Origin of the sequence: Massilia solisilvae, from assembly GCF_024753215.1 — a bacterium.
In the GTDB taxonomy this organism is placed as follows: Bacteria; Pseudomonadota; Gammaproteobacteria; order Burkholderiales; family Burkholderiaceae_D; genus Telluria; species Telluria solisilvae.
The window spans coordinates 704,218-724,994 of record NZ_JANUGV010000001.1; the positions used below are offsets into that span (position 1 = coordinate 704,218).

16 protein-coding genes are annotated in these 20,777 nt (G+C 67.0%); 13 read left to right on the plus strand and 3 right to left on the minus strand.

Annotated elements, in window-relative coordinates:
* Positions 1 to 59: 59 nt before the first annotated feature.
* Positions 60 to 1,682: an ATP-binding cassette domain-containing protein gene (locus NX773_RS03105; protein ID WP_258854913.1), complete on the minus strand. Its 1,623-nt coding sequence runs from the start codon at positions 1,680 to 1,682 to the stop codon at positions 60 to 62.
* Positions 1,683 to 1,979: 297 nt separating this feature from the next.
* On the opposite strand from NX773_RS03105, the gene NX773_RS03110 reads away from it, so the two are divergent.
* The 6 genes from NX773_RS03110 (at position 1,980) to ahpF (ending at position 10,614) form a co-directional block, all read left to right on the plus strand.
* Positions 1,980 to 5,432, plus strand: coding sequence for a response regulator (locus NX773_RS03110; protein WP_258854914.1), 3,453 nt, complete (start codon positions 1,980 to 1,982; stop codon positions 5,430 to 5,432).
* Positions 5,405 to 6,256, plus strand: coding sequence for a CheR family methyltransferase (locus tag NX773_RS03115; RefSeq protein ID WP_258854915.1), 852 nt, complete (start codon positions 5,405 to 5,407; stop codon positions 6,254 to 6,256). Before NX773_RS03110 ends, NX773_RS03115 begins: the two co-directional genes overlap by 28 nt.
* Positions 6,253 to 6,858, plus strand: a complete 606-nt coding sequence (locus NX773_RS03120) for a chemotaxis protein CheB (protein ID WP_258854916.1) — start codon at positions 6,253 to 6,255, stop codon at positions 6,856 to 6,858. The genes NX773_RS03115 and NX773_RS03120 overlap by 4 nt, the downstream gene beginning before the upstream one ends.
* Positions 6,855 to 8,069: a hybrid sensor histidine kinase/response regulator gene (locus NX773_RS03125; protein WP_258854917.1), complete on the plus strand. Its 1,215-nt coding sequence runs from the start codon at positions 6,855 to 6,857 to the stop codon at positions 8,067 to 8,069. Before NX773_RS03120 ends, NX773_RS03125 begins: the two co-directional genes overlap by 4 nt.
* A gap of 254 nt (positions 8,070 to 8,323) precedes the next feature.
* Positions 8,324 to 8,887 carry an alkyl hydroperoxide reductase subunit C gene (gene ahpC / locus NX773_RS03130; RefSeq protein ID WP_258854918.1) on the plus strand — a complete coding sequence of 188 codons (564 nt, stop codon included), beginning with the start codon at positions 8,324 to 8,326 and terminating at the stop codon, positions 8,885 to 8,887.
* 149 nt (positions 8,888 to 9,036) lie between these two features.
* A complete protein-coding gene (ahpF, locus tag NX773_RS03135) occupies positions 9,037 to 10,614 on the plus strand; it encodes an alkyl hydroperoxide reductase subunit F (protein WP_258854919.1) in 1,578 nt (525 codons plus the stop codon).
* 198 nt (positions 10,615 to 10,812) lie between these two features.
* Here ahpF and NX773_RS03140 read toward each other — a convergent pair whose 3' ends face one another.
* On the minus strand, positions 10,813 to 10,935 hold the full coding sequence (locus tag NX773_RS03140; RefSeq protein ID WP_258821037.1) for a hypothetical protein: 123 nt from the start codon (positions 10,933 to 10,935) through the stop codon (positions 10,813 to 10,815).
* Between the two features lie 205 nt (positions 10,936 to 11,140).
* On the opposite strand from NX773_RS03140, the gene NX773_RS03145 reads away from it, so the two are divergent.
* The 4 genes from NX773_RS03145 to NX773_RS03160 all read left to right on the plus strand — a co-directional run bounded on the left by NX773_RS03145 (position 11,141) and on the right by NX773_RS03160 (position 15,971).
* A complete protein-coding gene (locus NX773_RS03145) occupies positions 11,141 to 12,850 on the plus strand; it encodes a RecQ family ATP-dependent DNA helicase (protein WP_258854920.1) in 1,710 nt (569 codons plus the stop codon).
* A gap of 15 nt (positions 12,851 to 12,865) precedes the next feature.
* The gene (locus tag NX773_RS03150; protein WP_258854921.1) at positions 12,866 to 13,897 is read left to right on the plus strand and encodes a ligase-associated DNA damage response exonuclease; all 1,032 of its coding nucleotides are present in this window, start codon (positions 12,866 to 12,868) and stop codon (positions 13,895 to 13,897) included.
* A complete protein-coding gene (locus NX773_RS03155; protein ID WP_258854922.1) occupies positions 13,890 to 15,584 on the plus strand; it encodes an ATP-dependent DNA ligase in 1,695 nt (564 codons plus the stop codon). Before NX773_RS03150 ends, NX773_RS03155 begins: the two co-directional genes overlap by 8 nt.
* Positions 15,585 to 15,695: 111 nt before the next feature.
* Positions 15,696 to 15,971 (plus strand): hypothetical protein, encoded by a 276-nt coding sequence (locus NX773_RS03160; RefSeq protein WP_258854923.1) that lies wholly within the window; start codon positions 15,696 to 15,698, stop codon positions 15,969 to 15,971.
* Positions 15,972 to 15,980: 9 nt separating this feature from the next.
* On the opposite strand, the gene NX773_RS03165 is transcribed toward NX773_RS03160, so the two are convergent.
* On the minus strand, positions 15,981 to 16,370 hold the full coding sequence (locus NX773_RS03165) for a hypothetical protein (protein ID WP_258854924.1): 390 nt from the start codon (positions 16,368 to 16,370) through the stop codon (positions 15,981 to 15,983).
* A gap of 152 nt (positions 16,371 to 16,522) precedes the next feature.
* On the opposite strand from NX773_RS03165, the gene NX773_RS03170 reads away from it, so the two are divergent.
* From NX773_RS03170 to NX773_RS03180, 3 genes are read left to right on the plus strand one after another with little or no spacing between them, the layout of a single operon-like run.
* Positions 16,523 to 18,976 carry a ligase-associated DNA damage response DEXH box helicase gene (locus tag NX773_RS03170; RefSeq protein WP_258855834.1) on the plus strand — a complete coding sequence of 818 codons (2,454 nt, stop codon included), beginning with the start codon at positions 16,523 to 16,525 and terminating at the stop codon, positions 18,974 to 18,976.
* Positions 18,973 to 19,623 (plus strand): ligase-associated DNA damage response endonuclease PdeM, encoded by a 651-nt coding sequence (gene pdeM / locus NX773_RS03175; RefSeq protein WP_258854925.1) that lies wholly within the window; start codon positions 18,973 to 18,975, stop codon positions 19,621 to 19,623. Before NX773_RS03170 ends, pdeM begins: the two co-directional genes overlap by 4 nt.
* A gap of 58 nt (positions 19,624 to 19,681) precedes the next feature.
* Complete coding sequence (locus NX773_RS03180; protein ID WP_258854926.1) at positions 19,682 to 20,758, plus strand: glycine zipper 2TM domain-containing protein; 1,077 nt, start codon at positions 19,682 to 19,684, stop codon at positions 20,756 to 20,758.
* Positions 20,759 to 20,777 lie beyond the last annotated feature (19 nt).

Below are 20,777 nucleotides of genomic sequence, written 5' to 3' on the forward strand. Positions count from 1 at the left end.
ATTGTGCGCTTGAACGCGTGGGCAGCGAGTTGCCCACCCTACGCGAACACCTCGCTTGCTCAAGTGCGAGGCTGAACCGCTCGCCATCCTTCCCGCGTAAGCTCCAGCCGGTGCGTCAGGTCGAGCTTTGCGAGAAAACTCTCATCGTGCGAGACCACGACCAGCGCTCCCGTCCACGAACGCAGCATGTGCTCCAGGGCCTCGGTCGCGGCAAGGTCGAGGTGGTTGCTCGGCTCATCAAGCAGCAGCATGCGTGCTGGTGGCTGGCCCAGCATCGCCAACAGCAGCGCGGCGCGCATCTGTTCTCCGCCACTGAGCGCATGGCACGGCTGGCGCAAGCGATCAGCTGAAAGTCCCGCCTTGGCAAGATGCTGGCGTAGCCGTCCTTCGCCCAGGCCGTGCGTGCGCCGCTCGAACTGTTCCAGCAGCGGCGCATGCTGGTCCAGCATCCGTAGCGACTGGTCGAGCAGCGCGCAATGCAGCGGACGGCGAATTGCCCCGGATGCCGGCGCCAGTTCGCCCGCGATCATGCGCAGCAGGGTGCTCTTGCCGCAGCCGTTCGGCCCCGTGATCGCAAGCCGGACCGGCCCGCGCGCCGACCAGGTGAGCGGTGCCGACCATCCCCACGGCGCGCGCACTTCGTCCAGTACCAGCGCTTCTTGCCCTTGCGGGACCAGCACGTCGTCCAGCTCCGGAAATTCCGGCCGCTGCAATGCCCCGGCGAGCGCGCCGAATGCCTGCGCCACTTCGTCCTGCAGGTCCTGCTGGCGGCGGGCGTGGCGCATGGCGCGTGCACCGTTGGTCTGCTCGGCGCGGTCCTCGCGCAGGCCGAGCAGCAGCTTGGCTTGGTTGGCGCTTTTGGCGTCGCGCGCACCCCGTGCGTTGCGCCGCGCCGCCCGCTCGGCCTGTTCGCGCAGCGTCTGCTGTTCGCGCGAGCGCTCCGTTTTGGCCCGTTCCAGCCGCGCGTTCGCGGCCTCGACCTCGTCCCCGCGCTGGGCCTGGACCACCGACCATCCACCACCGTAGCGCTTCAGTAGCGGCGCACGCGTTTCGATGGTGCGGTCTACGTTGTTGAGCAGGGCGCGATCGTGGGTGATGAGCAGCAGGCCGCGCCCGCTGTCGCGCCAGCGGCTGATTTCGCCAAGCAGCCAGGCCCGATGCGCGCTGTCGAGGTGGTTGCTCGGCTCGTCCAGCACCAGCAGCTCCGCGTCGCTGCTGAAGGCGCCCGCGAGACACAGCAGCATCCGCTGCCCGCCGCTGAGCGAAGCCGGCGCCATGGATTCGTTAAGCTCGGCGCGTTCGAGCAGCGCCAGCCAGCGTGCTTCGATGTCCCAGCGCTCGCCAATGGTGTCGAAGTCCTCGGGCAGCGCCTCGCCTTGTGCCAAGCGGCGCAGCGCCGCCAGCGGCGCGTGCAGCCCGGCCAGTTCGGCAAGGCTACGCGCGCCCACCGATCCGCTGTCCTGCGACACGCGGACCACCGGTCGCGCGCGTTCGATTCGCCCGCGCGTCGGCGCGAGCTCGCCGCTCACCAGTTTGCCGAACGTGGATTTGCCGCTGCCGTTATGGCCGATCACGCCGACCGTTTCGGCGCCGATGGTTTCATTGAGGCCCGTGAACAGCGGTGTGCCGTCGGGCAGAAGGTAGTCGACCCCGTGCAGGGCCGCGAGAAACGGATACGCCATGTGTTGTTCCTGTGGATGCGTTGAAGCGCCTGGCCATTAGCTGACGGCGAGGGCGGTCGGGACGCTGCGTTGGGTGCAGCGGGCATCACAGGCGCATGGGTGGAATCCTCCATTTCAGATGAGGTGGTCATTTTACACGGACGTGCTGCAAGAACGTCAAGCGATGATGAAATTTGCTTTCATGCACGAGGCGTTTCCGTAATTAAATTTCGAAAAGATAAAATGGCCTATCGCGCGCGCCACATTTAACGATTGAGTTACACTTGGGATATTTTTTTCCATAATAAAGACCAGGGAATGGCTGAAGAGACAATCAACAACGAGAAGTTCCGGCGGATACTGACCCGGAACCTCGCCCTGCCGTTGGGGATGAGTGTGCTGAGCGCCGCGGTCTTTGTTGCGATCATCGCGTATTTGCTCAGCACCTTGAGCGGCGTGGAGCGTTCCGAGCGCGTGATCGGCAAGGCGCAGCAGGTCAGCAAGCTGTCGGCGGACATGGAGACTGGCTTGCGCGGCTACCTGCTGTCCGGCGAGCAGAGCTTCCTGGAGCCCTACCTTGCGGCCGGCTCGCGCCTGCAGCCCGAAACGCAGGCGCTGCAAGAGCTGGTGGGCGACCACGTCGGGCAGGCCGAGCGCGTGCGCCGCATCAAGGCCGCGCAAGCGGAGTGGCAAAAGTACGCCACCGAGATGGTCACCCGCCGGCGCGTGGGCCTGGACTACCTCGACGAGGTCAAGAGCGGCCGCGGCAAGGTCTTCACGGACGAGATACGCAACACCTTCAACGACCTGCTCGACAACGAGCAGCGCATGCTCCAGGAGCGCAACGACTCGGCGCGCACCGTCACCACGTTTTCGGTGCTCGCTTTCCTCATCTTTACGCTGCTGGCCGGCGGCCTGCTGGCGCTGTTCGGCCGGCGCGAGCTGACCGCGCTGTCCACCTCGTACGACGATGTGCTGCGCCACGAGGCCGAGCACAACGCCGAGCTGCGCCACATGGCCTGGCTGCGCAGCGGCCAGATCGAGCTGGCGCGCCACAGCGCCGGCATCCACGCCCTCGAACCGCTGGGGCAGGCGGTGCTCGACTACCTTGTGCCCTACGTGGACGGCGTGGTCGCGGCGATGTACTTCCGTAACGACGAAGGCGTCTTGCGCCGCATCGCCGCGTTCGGATTTGCGCACGACACCGCCGGGCATGCGGCCGTCATCCAGCCGGGCGAATCGCTGGCCAGCCAGGCGGCCAACGAGAACCGTGTCATGGTGCTCAAGGACCTGCCGCCGGATTACATCAAGGTGGGATCAAGCCTGGGCGAGACGCCGCCGCGCGAACTGTTGATCGTGCCGTTCTCGAACTACGGCAAGGTCAAGGGCGTGATCGAGATCGGTTTCCTGCACCCGATGGTCGGACGCGACCTGGAGTTCGTGAAGACCGTGAGCGACGCGATCGGCGCCGCGGTGGCTGCGGTCATGTACCGCCAGCGCATGCAGGAAGCGCTGGCCGAGACGCAGGCGCTGAACGAAGAGCTGCAGGTGCAGCAGGAAGAGCTGCGCACCGCGAACGAAGAGCTGGAAGAGCAGTCGCGCGCGCTGGAAGAGTCGCAGACCAGCCTGGAGAACCAGCAGGCCGAGCTTGAACAGACCAACGACCAGCTGGTGGAACAGGCCGCGAACCTGGACATGAAGAACGCGCAGCTGACCGAGGCGCAGGACCAGCTGCGCCAGCGCGCGCTGGACCTGGAGCGCGCCAGCCGCTACAAGTCCGAGTTCCTGGCCAATATGTCGCACGAGCTGCGCACGCCGCTCAACAGCTCGCTGATCCTGGCCAAGCTGCTGGCCGATAACGCGGCCGGCAACCTGAATGAGGAACAGGTGCGGTTTGCGAACACCATCTACTCGGCCGGGAACGACCTGCTCAACCTGATCAACGACATCCTCGACATCTCCAAGGTCGAGGCGGGCAAGCTGGAGCTCGCGCCCGAGGACGTGTCGCTGCGCCGCACCGTCGAGGGACTGGCGCGCACCTTCGAGCCGCTGGCGCGCCAGAAGCAGCTCGCCTTCTCGGTCAACGTCGAGCACGACGTGCCGGCCATGATCCACACCGACCGCCAGCGCCTGGAGCAGGTGCTGAAGAACCTGTTGTCGAACGCGGTCAAGTTCACCGAGCGCGGCAACGTGACGCTGGCGGTGTCGTCCACCGAGTCCGGCTGGGTGCAGTTTGCCGTGCGCGACTCGGGCATCGGCATCGCGCCCGAGCAGCAGGAGCGCATCTTCGAAGCCTTCCACCAGGCCGACGGCACCACCAGCCGGCGCTTTGGCGGTACCGGGCTTGGCCTGTCGATCTCGCGCGACCTGACCGCGCTCTTGGGTGGCACGCTGACCGTCACCAGCACGCCGGGGCAGGGCAGCACCTTCATCCTGAGCCTGCCGCGGAGCGGCGCGGTCGCCGCAACGCCGCCGGCCCCGGTTGCAACGCCCGCGCCCACCGCAGCTACGCCAGCGCCGCAGGAACCGCGCGAGGAGCGAGCGAAATTGCCGTTCACGGACGATCGCGACCGCCCCGCTGGCGGCGTGCGCACCGTGCTGGTGATCGAGGACGATGCCGGTTTCGCGCGCATTTTGTTCGACCTGGCGCATGACCTGGATTTCCGCTGCGTGGTCGCGCTCACCGCCGGCGAAGGACTGGAACTGGCCACCTCCGACAAGCCCGACGCGATCCTGCTCGATATGCGCCTGCCGGACCGCTCGGGCCTGTCGCTGCTGCAGGCGCTCAAGGAGAATCCGGCCACCCGCCACATCCCGGTGCACGTGGTGTCGAGCCTGGAAAATGGCGGCGAAGCGCTGCACCTGGGCGCGATCGGCTATGCGCTCAAGCCGACCACGCGCGAGCAGCTCGAGGAGGTGTTCCGCAAGCTGCAGCAAAAGTCGGCGCAACAGATCAAGCGTGTGTTGCTGGTCGAGGACGACGAGCGCCAGCGCGAGAGCGTGGTGCAGCTGATCGCCGACGCCGACGTGAAGATCGACGCGGTCGGCACCGGCGCCGACGCGCTGGACCTGCTGCGCAGCGAAATCTTCGACTGCATGATCATCGACCTGAAGCTGCCGGACATGCAAGGAAAGGACCTGCTGGAGCGCATGTCGCACGAGGAGATGTGCTCGTTCCCGCCGGTGATCGTGTACACCGGCCGCAACCTGACGCGCGACGAAGAAGCCGAACTGCTCAAGTACTCGCGTTCGATCATCATCAAGGGCGCCCGTTCGCCCGAGCGCCTGCTCGACGAGGTGACGCTGTTCCTGCACAAGGTCGAGTCGCAGCTCTCGTCCGAACGCCAGCACATGCTCAAGGCCGTGCGCGGCCGCGACCGTGTGTTCGAAGGGCGCACCATCCTGCTGGTCGATGACGACGTGCGCAACGTGTTCGCCCTCACCAGCGCGCTGGAGCAGCGCGGCGCGCACGTCGAGGTGGCGCGCAACGGACTGGAAGCGCTCAAGAAGCTGGACGAGGCGCCCGAAGTGGACCTGGTGCTGATGGACGTGATGATGCCCGGGATGGATGGCCTGGAAGCGACGCGCCGCATTCGCCAGGACAAGCGCTTCGAGCGCCTGCCGATCATCGCCGTGACCGCCAAGGCGATGAAGGACGACCAGGAACAGTGCCTGGCCGCCGGCGCCAACGACTACCTGGCCAAGCCGATCGACCTGACGCGCCTGTACTCGCTGCTGCGGGTATGGATGCCCAGCCTGGAGCGCATTTGAAGCAGCCGAACGACATCGACATCGAGATCCGGATGCTGGTGGAAGCCGTGTACCTCAAGTACAACTACGATTTCCGCGACTACACCGGGGCCTCGCAGAAGCGCCGCGTGCTGGTCGCGATGCGCGAGATGGGCTGCGCCACGGTGTCGGCGCTGCAGGCGCGCGTGATGCACGAGCCGGACGCGTTCGCGCAATTGCTGCAGTTCCTGACCATCCCGGTCACCGAGATGTTCCGCGACCCCGAGTACTTCCTGGCGCTGCGCACGCAGGTGGTGCCGTTCCTGCGTACCTACCCGTCGCTCAAGGTCTGGGTCGCCGGCTGCAGCACCGGCGAGGAAGTCTATTCGCTGGCGATTTTGCTGCACGAGGAAGGGCTGCTCGAGCGCGCGCTGATTTACGCGACCGACATCAACCCCGAGTCGCTGGAGGCGGCGCGGCGCGGCGTGTTCCCGCTCGATCGCATGCGGCTCTATACCGAGAACTACCAGAAGGCGGGCGGTACGCGCGCCTTCTCGGATTACTACACGGCCGCGTATGGCGGGGCGCGCTTTGACCGCGCGCTCATCGAGAACGTGACGTTTGCGGACCACAGCCTGGCCACCGACAGCGTCTTCTCCGAGACGCAACTGATCAGCTGCCGCAACGTGATGATCTACTTTAACCGGCGCCTGCAGGACCGCGTGCTGGGGCTGTTCCACGAATCGCTGTGCCACCGCTGCTTCCTGGGCCTTGGCAGCAAGGAGAGCATCGAGTTCTCGCGCTACGCCACCCAGTTCGAGGTGATGGCCAGGCGCGAGCGGATATTCCGCAAGGCGGGCGCATGAGCACGACGCAAGACATCGAACGCGCGCTCGCGGACCGCGCCATCGAGGCGGTGGTGATCGGCGCTTCGGCCGGCGGCATCGACGCGCTGCTCACGCTGCTGCCCGCGCTGCCCGCCGATCTGCGCCTGGCGGTGGTCTGCATCCTGCACATGCCGCCCGACCGCGAGAGCCGGCTGGCCGAGCTGTTCGGCGAGCGCCTGCCGCAGCCGGTGCGCGAGGCGGCCGACAAGGAATCGATTCGCCCCGGCACGATCTACTTCGCACCGCCGGGCTACCATCTGCTGGTCGAACAGGACCGCAGCTTTTCGCTCAGTTGCGAGCCGCCCGTGCACTTTGCGCGGCCCGCGATCGATGTGCTGATGGAGTCCGCCGCCGACGCCTACGGGCCGGCGCTGGCCGGCATCCTGCTGACCGGCGCCAACCAGGATGGCGCCGACGGCATGGCGCACATCCGGGCCTGCGGCGGCCTGGCCATCGTGCAGGACCCGGACGAGGCCCAGGTGCCCGCCATGCCCATGCATGCCATTCGTCGCTGCGCGCCGCACCTGGTGCTGCCGCTTGCGCGCATTGCCGCGCTATTGCCCATGTTGGAGGGACCATGAGCCAAGAACCCAGCAACCTGCTCATCGTTGACGACCTGCCGGAGAACCTGCAGGCGCTCGACGCGTTGATCCGCGACGACCGGCGCGTCGTCTATCGCGCCCAATCCGGCGAAGAGGCGCTGGCGCTGCTGCTCGACCACGAGTTCGCGCTCGCGATCCTGGACGTGCAAATGCCGGGCATGGACGGCTTCGAGCTGGCCGAGCTGATGCGCGGGACGGAGCGCACGCGCCACATCCCGATCGTGTTCGTCAGCGCGGCGGGCAAGGAGCTCAATTACGCCTTCAAGGGCTACGAGACCGGCGCGGTGGATTTCCTGTACAAGCCGCTCGACCCGGATGCGGTGCGCAGCAAGGTCAGCGTGTTCGTCGCGCTCGACCAGCAGCGGCGCGAGACGCAGCGCCAGGTGGCGGCGCTCGAACGCAGCCGGCGCGAGCAGGAAGTGCTGCTCAAGGAGCTGCACGCCACGCAGCAAGAGCTGCAGCGCTCGCTGCGCATGCGCGACGAGTTCATGTCGCTGGTGGCGCACGAATTGCGCACGCCGCTCAACACGCTGTTCCTGGAAACGCAGATGCGCAGCCTGCAGGTCAGGAAGGGCAACCTGGCCGCGTTCGACGCCGAAAAACTGTCCGCGATGGTGACCCGCGACGAGCGCCAGATCAAGGCGATGATCCGGCTGATCGACGACATGCTGGACGTCTCGCGCATCCGCAGCGGCACCCTGTCGATCCGCCCGGCGCAGGTGGAGTTGATGGCGCTGCTCGAGCGGGTGGTCAGCGACCTGTCGCTGCAGGCCGCCGCCGCCGGGTGCACGCTGGCGCTCACGCCGCACGCGCCCGTGGCCGGTTGCTGGGACGAGTTCCGGATCGAGCAGGTGATCGTGAACCTGCTGACCAACGCGCTGCGCTACGGCGGCAGCCGGCCGGTCGAGGTGAGCGTGCAGGACGCGCCGGGCCAGGTGCGTATCGACGTGCGCGACCAGGGCCGCGGCATCGCGCCGGAGGACGTGCAGCGCATCTTCGAGCCCTACGAACGGGGCGCGCGCAACGGCGAGCCGAAGGGCCTGGGGCTGGGCCTGTACATTTCGCGCCAGCTGGCGCAATCGCATGGTGGCGAGCTGTCGGTGCAGAGCAAGCCGGGCGAGGGCTCGGTGTTCAGCCTGACGCTGCCGTGCCCGGAGGCGCCTGCCGCCAGCGTGCAAGCGGCCGCCTGATTGCCGTGTTATCTCAAGCACGTCGTTCCCGCGCAGGCGGGAACCCGTAGGCCATTTCCGAAGTCGTCGCCGCGATGCTGCTCGCTCAGCATGGGTCACCGCCTGCGTGAGGACGACGAACTCAGGCGCAGCGAGCCCATCGCTCGTCATAGTCAAAATCAATCGACAGCATCTGTTCAATTCATTTTACAGATTCGCAGTGGCCGATTACACTACATCCCGTCTAGTCTTTTAACCCCCAAACAGGAGATGTCATGTCCCTTATCAACACCCAGATCAAACCGTTCAAAGCAACCGCATTCCACAACGGCAAATTCATCGACCTGACCGAAGAAAACTTCAAAGGCACCTGGTCGGTGATCATGTTTTACCCGGCCGACTTCACCTTCGTTTGCCCGACCGAACTGGAAGACCTGGCAAACCTGCAGCCGGAATTCGCCAAGCTGGGCGTGAACGTGTACGGCGCATCGACCGACACCCACTTCGCGCACAAGGCATGGCATGACACCTCGGAAGCGATCAAGAAGGTCAACTACCCGCTGATCGGCGACCCGACCGGCGCCCTGGCACGCAATTTCGAAGTGATGATCGAGGAAGAAGGCCTGGCCCTGCGCGGCACCTTCGTGATCAATCCGGAAGGCCAGATCAAAGTCATGGAAGTGCACGACAACGGCATCGGCCGCGACGCGTCGGAACTGCTGCGCAAGGTCAAGGCAGCCCAGTACGTCGCCAACCACCCGGGCGAAGTGTGCCCGGCCAAGTGGACCGAAGGCGCGGCCACCCTGAAGCCGTCGCTGGACCTGGTCGGCAAGATCTAAACGTCACCGCAACACCCCGTAGGGTGGGCAGGTCTTCCTGCCCACGCGTCCAACCAGTGCAAGCGCCGCTTGAGCGCGCGGGCGGACCAGCCGCCCACCCTACAAAATCGCATTAGCTGTCAGTAACTCAGCAACAAAGGAACCCCATCATGCTGGACGCAAGCCTCAAAGAGCAACTGCAGGCCTACCTGCAACGTGTGGTGACGCCGATTGAGCTCGTTGCCTCGCTTGATGACTCGCCTACTTCAGGCGAAATGAAAGAACTGCTGCACGACATTGCCGCGCTGAGCGACAAGATCACGGTGGTTGAAAAGCGCGACGACGACGAGCGCAAGCCGTCGTTCGCGATCAACCGTGTCGGCTCGGACGTGGGCGTGCGCTTTGCCGGCCTGCCGATGGGCCACGAATTCACCTCGCTGGTGCTGGCCCTGCTGCAGGTGGGCGGCCACCCGATCAAGCTGGACGAGGCGGTGATCGAGCAGATCCGGAACCTGGATGGCGACTTCGAGTTCGAGGTCTTCATCTCGCTGTCGTGCCACAACTGCCCGGAAGTGGTGCAGTCGCTTAACTCGATGTCGATCATCAACCCGCGCATCAAGGTCACCTCCATTGATGGCGGCGTGTTCAAGGACGAAGCGGAAGCGCGCCAGATCATGGCCGTGCCGATGATGTTCCTGAACGGAGAATATTTTGGCCAGGGCCGCACGAGCGTGGAAGAAATCCTGGCCAAGCTGGACACTGCCGGCGGCGCCCGCAAGGCGGCCGAGCTGTCCAGGCAGAAGCCCTTCGACGTGCTGATCGTCGGCGGTGGCCCGGCCGGCGCGGCGGCGGCAATCTACGCGGCGCGCAAGGGCATTCGTACCGGCGTGCTGGCGGACCGCTTCGGCGGCCAGGTGCTCGACACGCTGGCGATCGAGAACTTCGTGTCGATGAAGGAAACCGACGGCCCGCGCTTTGCGATTGCGCTGGAAGAACACGTTAAGCACTACGAAGTCGAGATCATGAACACGCAGCGCGCCAGCAAGCTGGTGCCGGGCAAGATGATCGAGGTGCAGACCGAAAGCGGCGCGGTGCTGAGCGCCAAGTCCGTGATCCTCGCCACCGGCGCGCGCTGGCGCGAGATCAATGTGCCGGGTGAAAAGGAATACCGCAACCACGGCGTGGCGTACTGCCCGCACTGCGACGGCCCGCTGTTCAAGGGCAAGCGCGTGGCGGTGATCGGCGGCGGCAATTCGGGCGTGGAAGCGGCGATCGACCTGGCCGGCATCGTGGCGCACGTCACGCTGGTCGAGTTCGGCGGCGAGCTGCGCGCGGACGCTGTGTTGCAGAAGAAGCTCAGGAGCCTGCAGAACGTGGACATCATCACCTCGGGCCAGACCACCGAGATTCACGGCGACGGCAAGAAGGTGAACGCGCTGACCTATACCGACCGCAGCACCGGCCAGTCGCACAAGCTGGAGCTGGAAGGCGTGTTCGTGCAGATCGGCCTGGTGCCGAATACCGAGTGGCTCAAGGGCACGCTGGACCTGTCGCGCCACGGCGAGATCGAGGTCAATGCGCGCGGCGAGACGTCGGTGCCGGGCGTGTTCGCGGCAGGTGACGTGACCACGGTGCCGTTCAAGCAGATCGTGATCGCGGTGGGCGAGGGGGCAAAGGCGGCGCTGTCGGCGTTCGACTACCTGGTGCGCTCGTCGGTGGATGAGACGGCGGAGAAGGCTGCGGCGTAATGCTTGGTTTAGCAGCCACCGGCTGAACCTGGCACCTCCACCATCCGCACGTCGTCCCCGCGCAGGCGGGGACCCATAGACCGCGTCCGAAGGCGCATCAGCCGCGTTTCGCCAAACTCAGCATGGGTCCCCGCCTGCGCGGGGACGACGTGGAGATGCTGGTGGTCGGTGGCAGGGACTGACGGTCTGCCGAACGGATCAATGCACCAGCAGCACCGCCGACGCATCCCCCAGCGCGCCGCTCTCGCACAGCAGCCAGGTAGCGGCGCTGGCCAGCGCCAATTGGACCGCGGTCCACGCCATGGGAATCATGCGCGTCATGATATGCTCCGGTTCTATCGCATTGAGACGATTGCATCTTAGCCCCGCCGTCAGCGGGCAAGTATCAGCGGCAATTCCGTAGCCCTGTAGGAAAAAACCTTGTCACCCTGTATGACGCGCCCAGGGTGCCGAAAAGTGGCCTTCCTACGACAGCTGTAGGCTGCGTCCTATACCGCTGGCTTCGCTGGCCGCTTAGAGTTGGCCCATGACCCGTCACGACCCCAAACTCATGCATCGCGGCCTGCTCGCGATACGCCGCAACAACATTCGCAAGCTGCTCCATTCCGTCTTCGGCATCGAGCACCTGCGCGACGGCCAGCAACGCGTCATCGACAGCGTGCTGGACGGCAAGGACACGCTCGCCATCATGCCCACCGGCAGCGGCAAATCCCTGTGCTACCAGATTCCCGCCCGCATCCTGGAAGGGATGACGATCGTGGTCTCGCCGCTCATCTCGCTGATGAAGGACCAGCTGGAAAAGCTGCAGGAGCTTGGTGTGCGCGCCGTGCAGGTCAACAGCAGCCTGTCGGCCGAGGAAGAGCGGGAAGCGTTGGCGGCCGTGGAGAACGGCGAGTGCGAGATCGTGTTCTGCACGCCCGAGCGGCTGGCGCAGGCCGATTTCGTCGAGGTGCTGCGCAAGGTGAAGATCGACATTGTGGTGGTGGACGAGGCGCACTGCATCTCGCAGTGGGGCCACGACTTCCGGCCCGCCTACATCGAAATGGCCGCGTCGATCGAGGCGCTGGGCCGGCCGCCGGTGCTGGCGCTCACCGCCACCGCCACCGAGGACGTGATCGAAGACATCGGCAAGCAGCTTAACCGCCCGCGCCTGAACGTCATCAACACCGGCATCTACCGCGCCAACCTGCAATACCGGGTGCTGCAGGTGACGAACGCGGATGAGAAGTACGCCGAGGCGCTCAAGCTGGTGCGGGAAACCGAGGGCGTGGGCATCGTGTATGCCGCCACCGTCAAGGCGGCCGAGGAGATGCACCACATTCTGGAGGAAGCCGGCGAGTCGGTCACGATCTACCACGGCCAGCTGCGCGCGGCCGAGCGCAAGGCCAACCAGGACCAGTTCATGAACGACGAACGGCGCGTGATGGTGGCCACCAATGCGTTCGGCATGGGCATCGACAAGCCGGATACGCGCTTTGTGATCCACCTGCAGATCCCGGCCAACCTGGAAGCCTACTACCAGGAGTCTGGCCGCGCGGGCCGCGACGGCAAGGACGCCGAGTGCACGCTGCTGTTCCTGCAGGACGACAAGCGGGTGCAGCAGTTCTTCCTGGTGAAGCACTACCCGACCGCCAACGACCTGCGCGCCGTGTACGACGCGGTGCGCGGCGCGGCCGAAGCCGGGCCGGTGACGATCGAGCGGCTGGAGGGCGCGGTGAGCGAGCACGAGGCCAAGCTCAAGGTGTGCCTCAAGCTGCTCAAGGACGGCAAGCTGCTGCGCCAGAACCGCAAGCTCGAATATGTGCTCACGGCAGCCGAGCCGAAGGCCGCGACCTTCGACGGCCTGGCCGAGGTGTACGTGCAAAAGCAGGAACGCGACCGCGAAGCGCTCGAGCAAATGGTGGGCTATGCGGTGAGCGGCTTTTGCCGCTGGAAGCTGCTGCTCGATTACTTCTGCGACGAGATTCCCGGTTTCGACAAGTGCGGGCGCTGCGACAACTGCCTGAATCCGCCAGCTCTCGCGCTCACCGAAGAGATCGAGATCCGCGACGACGAGTTCGGCCAGCAGCCGGACGAGCATGCGCCGCCGCCCCCGGCATTCGAGGTGGGCGCGCGCGTCAAGGTGCACAAGTACGACGAGGGCGTGGTGGTCGCGGTTGCGGGCGACCAGGTGACCATCGAATTCCCGGATGAGGAAAAGCGCACCTTCGTGGCCGATTTCGTGGAGCCTGCCTGACCGGAAAGGAGCGCGATGGGGGACATGGTCGTCGTACGCAAGGAGGGCCTGTACTGTGTGCCCGGAGACTTCTACATCGACCCCTGGCGGCCGGTGGAGCGGGCGGTCATCACCCATGCGCACGGCGACCATGCGCGCCACGGCAGCGCGCACTACCTCACCGCCGCGCCCGGCGTGGGCGTGCTGCGTACCCGGCTGTCGGAAGATGCCTCGATCGAAGGAATCGCGTACGGCGAGAAGATCAGGCACAAGGATGTCACCCTGTCGCTGCACCCCGCCGGGCACGTGCTCGGATCGAGCCAGGTGCGCATGGAGTGCGGCGGCGAGGTCTGGGTGGCGTCGGGCGACTACAAGGTCGAGGCAGACAAGACCTGCGCGCCGTTCGAGCCAGTCTGCTGCCACACCTTCATCACCGAGTCCACCTTCGGGCTGCCGATCTACCGATGGGAGCCGGAGCAGGACATTTTCGACGACATCAACCGCTGGTGGCGCAAGAACGCCGACGAAGGGCGCTGCAGCGTCATCTTTGCGTACGCGTTCGGCAAGGCGCAGCGCATCCTTTCCGGCCTTGACCCGGCCACCGGGCCGATCGTCTGCCACGGCGCGGTCGAACCGCTGAACCGGGCCTACCGCGCGGCCGGCGTGGCGCTGCCGCCAACCAGCATGGTCACGGACGTCGAGAAGGCGGCCTTGCGGCGCGCGCTGGTGATCGCGCCGCCGTCGGCCGCCGGCTCGCCCTGGATGAAGCGCTTCGGCGACTGTAGCGATGCTTTCGCGAGCGGCTGGATGCTGCTGCGCGGGGCGCGCCGCCGGCGCAGCGTGGATCGCGGTTTCGTGCTGTCGGATCACGCCGACTGGCCCGGATTGATGACGGCGATCCGCGCCACCGAGGCCGAGCGCGTGATCGTCACGCACGGCTCGATTCCGGTGATGGTGCGCTGGCTGTGCCAGCAGGGCCTTTCCGCGGCCGGCTTCGAAACCGAGTACGGCGACGAGGACGAAGCCGTGACCGCGGCGCCGCTGGCCGGGGAGGCCGCCGATGCGTGAGTTCGCGCGCCTGTACGCCGAGCTGGACGAGACCACCGCCACCAACCGCAAGCTGGAGGCGCTGCAGAACTACTTTTCGCGCGCGGCGCCCGAGAACGCGGCATGGGCCGTGTACTTCCTCGCCGGCGGCAAGCCGCGCCAGGCGGTGCCGAGCAAGCTGCTGTGGCAGTACGCGATCGAGTATTCGGGCCTGGACGAGTGGCTGTTCGACGAGTGCTACCAGGCGGTTGGCGATATGGCCGAAACCATCGCCCACATTCTGCCGCCGCCCGCGCGGCGCAGCGACATCGGGCTGGCCGAGTGGATGGAACAGCGCATCGGGCCGCTGCGCGGGGCCGATCCGGGCACGATACGCGAGGCGCTGTTCGGCTACTGGAATGAACTGGACTGGCGCGAGCGCTTCCTGCTCATCAAGCTGATCGGCGGCGGCTTTCGCGTGGGCGTGTCGCGCCTGCTGGTCACGCGCGCGCTGGCCAACATCGCGGCGGTGGACAGCAAGCTGATTGCCCAGCGTCTGATGGGCTGGACCGACGGCACGGTGCGCCCGACAGCTAGCGGCTTCCTGCAGCTGATCTCGCCGCAATCGGATGAAGAACACAAGCTGCGCGGCGGCCAGCCCTATCCGTTCTTCCTGGCGCACCCGCTGCAGGGCGAGCCTGCCGCGCTGGGCGAGGTGGACGACTGGCTGGTCGAATGGAAGTACGACGGCATCCGCGCCCAGCTGGTGCGGCGCGGCGGCCAGAATTACCTGTGGTCGCGCGGCGAGGACCTGATCACCGAACGGTTTCCCGAGCTGGCCGCGATCCGCCTGCCCGAGGGCACGGTGATCGATGGCGAAGTGCTGGTCTGGAACCATGCGCAAGACGCCCCCGCGCCGTTCGCTGAGCTGCAGCGGCGTATCGGACGCAAGAACCTGTCGGCCAAGCTGCTGGCCGAGCTGCCGGCGGTGCTGGTCTCGTACGACTTGCTGGAACTGGATGGCGTGGATGTGCGCGCGCTGCCGCAGCACGAGCGGCGCGCGCTGCTGGAGACGCAGGTGGAGCAGGCAGCCCAGCCGGCGCTGAAGATTTCACCGCTGGTGCACGGCGCCGGCTGGGCCGCGCTGGCCGAGCTGCGCGCCGGCTCGCGCGAGCGCTGCGTGGAGGGCATGATGCTCAAGGCGCGCGACGCGCAGTACGGCGTGGGCCGCACCAAGGACGTGGGCACCTGGTGGAAGTGGAAGATCGACCCGTATTCGGTGGATGCGGTGCTGGTGTACGCGCAGCCCGGCCACGGGCGCCGTGCCTCGCTGTACACCGACTACACCTTCGCGGTTTGGGACGACAGCGAGGGCGAGCGCAGGCTGGTGCCGTTCGCGAAGGCGTATTCGGGCCTGACCGACGCCGAGATCGCGCAGGTGGACGCGGCGATCCGCAAGACCACGGTCGAGAAGTTCGGGCCGGTGCGCTCCGTACGCCCGACCATGGTGTTCGAAATCGGCTTCGAGGGCATCCAGCAGTCGTCGCGCCACAAGGCCGGCATCGCCGTGCGCTTTCCGCGCATCCTGCGCCGTCGCGACGACAAGCCGGTCGAGGATGCCGATACGCTTGGCACGCTCAAGGCACTGCTGGCGGTTGCGGTGGGGCCGGGCGGCTCGGCGGCGCAGGACGGGCCAGGTCGTGCGCCTGTGGATGCAAAAGGCGTATAAATTCGATCTGGACGGGGCCAAACGCAGCGCCCCATTCGTCGCCGCTGGTGCAACGCCGCGCTTAGCCCGACCGCCAACCGTTCGGCGTTGCAAATTGAAAGCGTGAGCATCATGAATGAAGGCATCCAAGCTGAAACGTTCCGCGGCCTTCCCTTAACCGACGATCAAGACCGCGAGATCCGGCATTACATCCATACGAAGCAGCGCCGTGGCGAACAGTGGGATACGGCGGAACTGCAGGCGATGCTGACGGACATGCTCGACCCGCCGGAAGCGGCCGACGACGACGCGCAGGCGACCGAGGACTGCATGGCCACCGAGCGCGCCACCGCACAGGGCGAGGAATCGCTCGACCCGGACAGGGTCCTGGTCCACCACGCCCACTAGGGCATTGGTCTATTCTTCGGAGCGCCGCGCAGGCGACGAGGGGGAGATGGCTTCCGAGATCGCCTGCTCCGCGCTGGGTGCGCGGCGCGATGCGGGGTCGTCGAGCACGCGCGCGATGACAGCCGGCGGCACGTGCATGCATTCCATATAATGTTGCGCCAGCGAGCGGTTCCGTACCGCAAGGATGTTGACGCCGCGCGCCACTGCTTTCGCTGTCTCGACATCGGAGCGCCTCTGGCGCGTGCTCGTTCCGGTCATCTCATCTTGGCCGCGTGTGGCGCGGCGTATTGTCTGGTTCAAAGGAACACGATACACGCACAATTCCACTTCACCTAACACTTTCTCCCCGTCGTGCCAGGCGTCAATTCGCCATCGCCGCAGGCCGTTTCGTGCGCGCATCGCGCTCGGGTATGATGGTTCCCAACTCAGGCACGGAGTGCCTGCGGAACTGTACTTGACGGTGAGACACACATCTTGACCCACGTTTTGTACCACGCCAACCCCATACTCCGCGGTGACAAGCCTTGCCAGGGACCGGCCGCCGCACCGCGATGAGCGCCGACCGGGCCGAACAGCGGATCGACGCCTGGTTCGCCGCGCGCGGCTGGACGGTGTTCCCGTTCCAGCGCGCGGTGTGGCGGGCCGCGCTGGCCGGGCAGTCGGGTCTGCTGCACGCGAACACGGGCGCGGGCAAGACCTACGCCGTCTGGTTCGCGGCGCTGATGCGCGCTCTGGAGCGCAAGGGCGGCGGCCTGCGCGTGCTGTGGCTCACGCCGATGCGCGCGCTGGCCGCCGATACCCAGCGTGCGCTGACACAATCGGCAGCGGATCTGGCGCCCGGCTGGACCATCGGCGCACGCACCGGCGACACCGGATCCGCCGAACGCGCGCGCCAGGCGCGCACGCTGCCGTCGTGCCTGATCACCACGCCCGAGAGCCTGTCTCTGCTGCTCAGCCACCCGAGCGCGGCCGAGCAGTTCAAGCATCTGGACACGGTCATCGTTGACGAATGGCACGAGCTCATGGGCAGCAAGCGCGGCGTGCAGGTGCAGCTGGCGCTGGCGCGCCTGCGCCGCTGGCGCCCGGAGCTGCTGGTGTGGGGGCTGTCTGCAACCATGGGCAACCTGGCGCTGGCGCGCGACGTGCTGCTGGGCGAGGGCAATGGCGTGCTGGTCGAAGGCGACCAGCGCAAGCAGATCGTGGTGGACACCTTGATCCCCGAGAACGTGGCGCGCTTCCCGTGGGGCGGGCACCTGGGCATCCAGATGCTGCCTGCGGTGATCGGCGAAATCGACAAGCACGCGGCCACGCTGGTGTTCACCAACACCCGTTCCCAGGCCGAGCTCTGGTACCAGAACATCATCGAGGCGCGGCCCGACTGGGCAGGACTGGTCGCGCTGCACCACGGTTCGCTCGACCGCGAGGTGCGCGACTGGGTCGAGCTGGGGCTGAAGAACGCCAGCCTCAAGGCCGTGATCTGCACCGCCAGCCTGGATCTGGGCGTGGACTTCCTGCCGGTCGAACGCGTGCTGCAGGTGGGCAGCGCCAAAGGTATCGCGCGCCTGCTGCAGCGCGCCGGGCGCAGCGGGCACGCGCCGGGGCGCGTCTCGCGCGTGACGCTGGTGCCGACCAACAGCCTGGAACTGCTGGAGGCGGCCGGCGCGCGCCGCGCCGTGGCCGCGCGCCGCATCGAGGCGCGCCAAGTGCCCAACAAGCCGTTCGACGTGCTGGTGCAGCACCTGGTGACGGTGGCGCTGGGCGGCGGCTTTCGCGCGGACGAGCTGCTGGCCGAGGTGCGCGGGGCCTGGTCGTACCGTGCGCTCACGCTCGAAGAGTGGCAGTGGGCGCTGGACTTCGTTGCCCGCGGCGGCCAGAGCCTGACGGTGTACCCGGAGTACCGGCGCGTGCTGCCGGACGAGCAGGGCGTGTACCGCGTGCCTGATCCCGCCATCGGCCGGCGCCACCGCATGGGCATCGGCACCATCGTCTCGGATGCGTCGATCCAGGTGAAATACATGAGCGGCGGGCGCATCGGCAGCGTGGAAGAGTCGTTCGTGGCGCGCCTGAAGCCGGGCGACCACTTCCTGTTCGGCGGGCGCATCCTCGAATTCGTGCGGGTGCACGAGATGACGGCTTTTGTGAAGCGCGCTACCGGCCGCCACGGCGCGGTCACGCGCTGGATGGGCGCCAAGATGTCGCTGTCTTCCGAGCTGGCCCACGCGGCGCTGGACGAGCTGCGCTTGGCCGCGCAGGGCGTGTTCGAAGGGCCGGAGATGCAGGCGCTGCGCCCGCTGCTCGAGATCCAGCAACGCTGGTCCGCGCTGCCCGACAGCGGCACGCTGGTGGTCGAGAGCATGAAGAGCCGCGAGGGCTGGCACCTGTTCGTGTACCCGTTTGCCGGCCGCGCGGTGCACATGGGGCTGGCCTCGCTGGTCGCGTACCGGGTCGGGCGCATTGCCCCGATCACGTTCTCGATCGCGATCAACGATTACGGCTTCGAGTTGCTCGCGCCGGAGCCGGTGGACTGGGTGCGCCTGTTCGCGGGCGCGACCGGTGCCGACGTGGGCCTGTTCGACACCGCTACGCTGCTGGAGGACGTGCTCGGCAGCCTGAATGCGACCCAGCTTTCGCAACAGCGCTTTCGCGAGGTGGCGCGCATCGCGGGGCTGGTGTTCCAGGGTTATCCGGGGCAGCCGAAATCGACGCGGCAGCTGCAGGCATCGTCGTCGCTGTTCTTCGAAGTCTTTCGCAAGCACGACGCGGCCAACCTTCTGCTCACGCAAGCGCAGCGCGAGGTGCTGGAGCAGGAGCTGGAACTGACGCGCCTGCGCGATACGCTGGCCGAACTGCACGCGCGGCGCGTGGCGTTTCGCGAAGTGCGGCGCGCCACGCCGTTCGCATTCCCGCTCATGGTCGAGCGCTTCCGCGAAAAGGTCACCACCGAGAAGCTGTCCGATCGCGTGGCGCGCATGGTGCGCGAACTGGAAAAGGCGGCCGCGGCATGAACGACCTGGCGGTGGAGCTGGCGGGCGAGCGCGTGCTGCTGCTGGCGCAGAAGGCGCTGGTGTGGCCGGCACAGCGCATGCTGGTGGTGGCCGATATCCACTTCGGCAAGGCGGCTGCCTTCCGCTCGCTCGGCGTGCCGGTGCCGCGCGGGACGACCACCGAGAACCTGCTGGCGTTAGATGCGCTGGTCGAACGCTACGGCGTGCGGCAGATCGTCTTCCTCGGCGATTTTCTGCACGCGCGTGCGGCACATGCGCGGGCCACGCAGGCCGCGCTGCTGGCATGGCGCGGGCGCCACCCGGACCTGGCGCTCACGCTGGTGCGCGGCAATCACGACCTCCATGCGGGCGACCCGGCGCGCGAACTGGACATCGATCTGGTGGACGAGCCGTACCAGGTCGGCCCGTTCGCGTTCTGCCACCATCCCGACCTTGCCGCGCCGGGCTATGTGCTGGCCGGGCACGTGCATCCGGTGTTCGTGCTTGCCACGCGCTTTGACGCGCTGCGTCTGCCGTGCTTCGTCCTCGGCACCTCGCGCATGATCCTGCCGTCGTTTGGCGCATTCACTGGCGGCCATGTCGTCGCGCCCGAGTCCGGGGACCAGATCTATGTGAGCTCTGGCGAGGCGATCCATAGCGTTCGATAGCGCACCGACCCTTGTCGTGACTGGGGGTACTTTCCTCTTACACAGCGAGGAGGACAAGATGAACGCAAGGAACAAAATTTGCGCAGCCCTGGTGGCGCTTCTGCCGCTGGGCGCGATGACACTGGCGGTGGCCCCGGTGCAGGCCCAGTCGCAGCGCGACTACGAGCGGCCGGTGATTCGCGGCTTCAACGTGGACGAGGTGCGCCGCATTGCGCCCGGCGTGGAGCTCAACTTTGACCTGTACGGTTCGCCCGGCGGCATGGCGACCATCCGCATCGACGGCGCCACCCGCAACCTGCACCTGACCGAAACCCAGCCGGGCCAGTACGAGGGCACCTACACGATCGGCGAGCATGACCGCATTCGTCCGGACAGCCCGGTGACCGCCAACCTGCGCGTGGGCAACCTGGTGGCCACCGACGTGCTGGCCGAGTCGATCCTGCGCGATGGCGCGCGCCCGGACAGCCACCGCGGCGACCTGGCGGTGGTGCCGAAAATCGAGCGCTTCAACGTGCGCGGCGCGGACGACCTGCGGCCGGGCGACGACATGACCTTCACCGTGCGCGGCACGCCGGGCGCCAAGGTGAGCATCGCCATTGCCGGCACGCGCGGCGTGTTCTTCCTGCCGGAGGTGCATCCGGGCGAATACAGCGGCGTGTACACGGTGCGCCCGGCGGATCGCCTGGCGCCGGACAGCCAGGTCACGGCGACCATCCGTTCGCACGGCCGCTACTCGACGGCGGTACTGGGTACGCCGCTGCTGGCCGCGCGCACGCTGCCGGTGCGGCAGGACCCTTATTGCCCTGACTGCGCAACCGTGGCGGCGGTCAACGTGATCGAGGTGAGCGGCAACGGCGGCTACCTGGGCACGATCGGCGGCGCCGTGGTCGGCGGGCTGCTGGGCAGCAACGTGGGCAGCGGCAACGGTCGCACTGCGGCGGAAGTGGCGGGCGCGGTCGGCGGGGCGGTGGCCGGCAACAACATCGAGCGCAACGCGCGTGGACGCAACCTGCGTTACGAGGTTGTGGTCCGCTACGGCAACGGCGCCACGCAGACGGTGACCTATACCGGCGACCCCGGCCTGCGCGTGGGCGACCGCGTGCGCGTGAACAACGGCAACATCACGCGCGACTAGCGCGGGCCGGCCGTCATAG

Excerpts from the sequence above, each read along its gene's own strand:
- NX773_RS03165 (WP_258854924.1), bottom strand. The coding sequence starts at position 16,370 with ATGCGCGCACGAAACGGCCTGCGGCGATGGCGAATTGACGCCTGGCAC.
- NX773_RS03170 (WP_258855834.1), top strand. The coding sequence starts at position 16,523 with ATGAGCGCCGACCGGGCCGAACAGCGGATCGACGCCTGGTTCGCCGCG.
- pdeM (WP_258854925.1), top strand. The coding sequence starts at position 18,973 with ATGAACGACCTGGCGGTGGAGCTGGCGGGCGAGCGCGTGCTGCTGCTG.
- NX773_RS03180 (WP_258854926.1), top strand. The coding sequence starts at position 19,682 with ATGAACGCAAGGAACAAAATTTGCGCAGCCCTGGTGGCGCTTCTGCCG.
- NX773_RS03145 (WP_258854920.1), top strand. The coding sequence starts at position 11,141 with ATGACCCGTCACGACCCCAAACTCATGCATCGCGGCCTGCTCGCGATA.
- NX773_RS03125 (WP_258854917.1), top strand. The coding sequence starts at position 6,855 with ATGAGCCAAGAACCCAGCAACCTGCTCATCGTTGACGACCTGCCGGAG.
- NX773_RS03160 (WP_258854923.1), top strand. The coding sequence starts at position 15,696 with ATGAATGAAGGCATCCAAGCTGAAACGTTCCGCGGCCTTCCCTTAACC.
- NX773_RS03115 (WP_258854915.1), top strand. The coding sequence starts at position 5,405 with ATGGATGCCCAGCCTGGAGCGCATTTGAAGCAGCCGAACGACATCGAC.
- NX773_RS03120 (WP_258854916.1), top strand. The coding sequence starts at position 6,253 with ATGAGCACGACGCAAGACATCGAACGCGCGCTCGCGGACCGCGCCATC.
- NX773_RS03155 (WP_258854922.1), top strand. The coding sequence starts at position 13,890 with ATGCGTGAGTTCGCGCGCCTGTACGCCGAGCTGGACGAGACCACCGCC.
- NX773_RS03110 (WP_258854914.1), top strand. The coding sequence starts at position 1,980 with ATGGCTGAAGAGACAATCAACAACGAGAAGTTCCGGCGGATACTGACC.
- ahpF (WP_258854919.1), top strand. The coding sequence starts at position 9,037 with ATGCTGGACGCAAGCCTCAAAGAGCAACTGCAGGCCTACCTGCAACGT.
- NX773_RS03105 (WP_258854913.1), bottom strand. The coding sequence starts at position 1,682 with ATGGCGTATCCGTTTCTCGCGGCCCTGCACGGGGTCGACTACCTTCTG.
- NX773_RS03150 (WP_258854921.1), top strand. The coding sequence starts at position 12,866 with ATGGGGGACATGGTCGTCGTACGCAAGGAGGGCCTGTACTGTGTGCCC.
- NX773_RS03140 (WP_258821037.1), bottom strand. The coding sequence starts at position 10,935 with ATGACGCGCATGATTCCCATGGCGTGGACCGCGGTCCAATTGGCGCTG.
- ahpC (WP_258854918.1), top strand. The coding sequence starts at position 8,324 with ATGTCCCTTATCAACACCCAGATCAAACCGTTCAAAGCAACCGCATTC.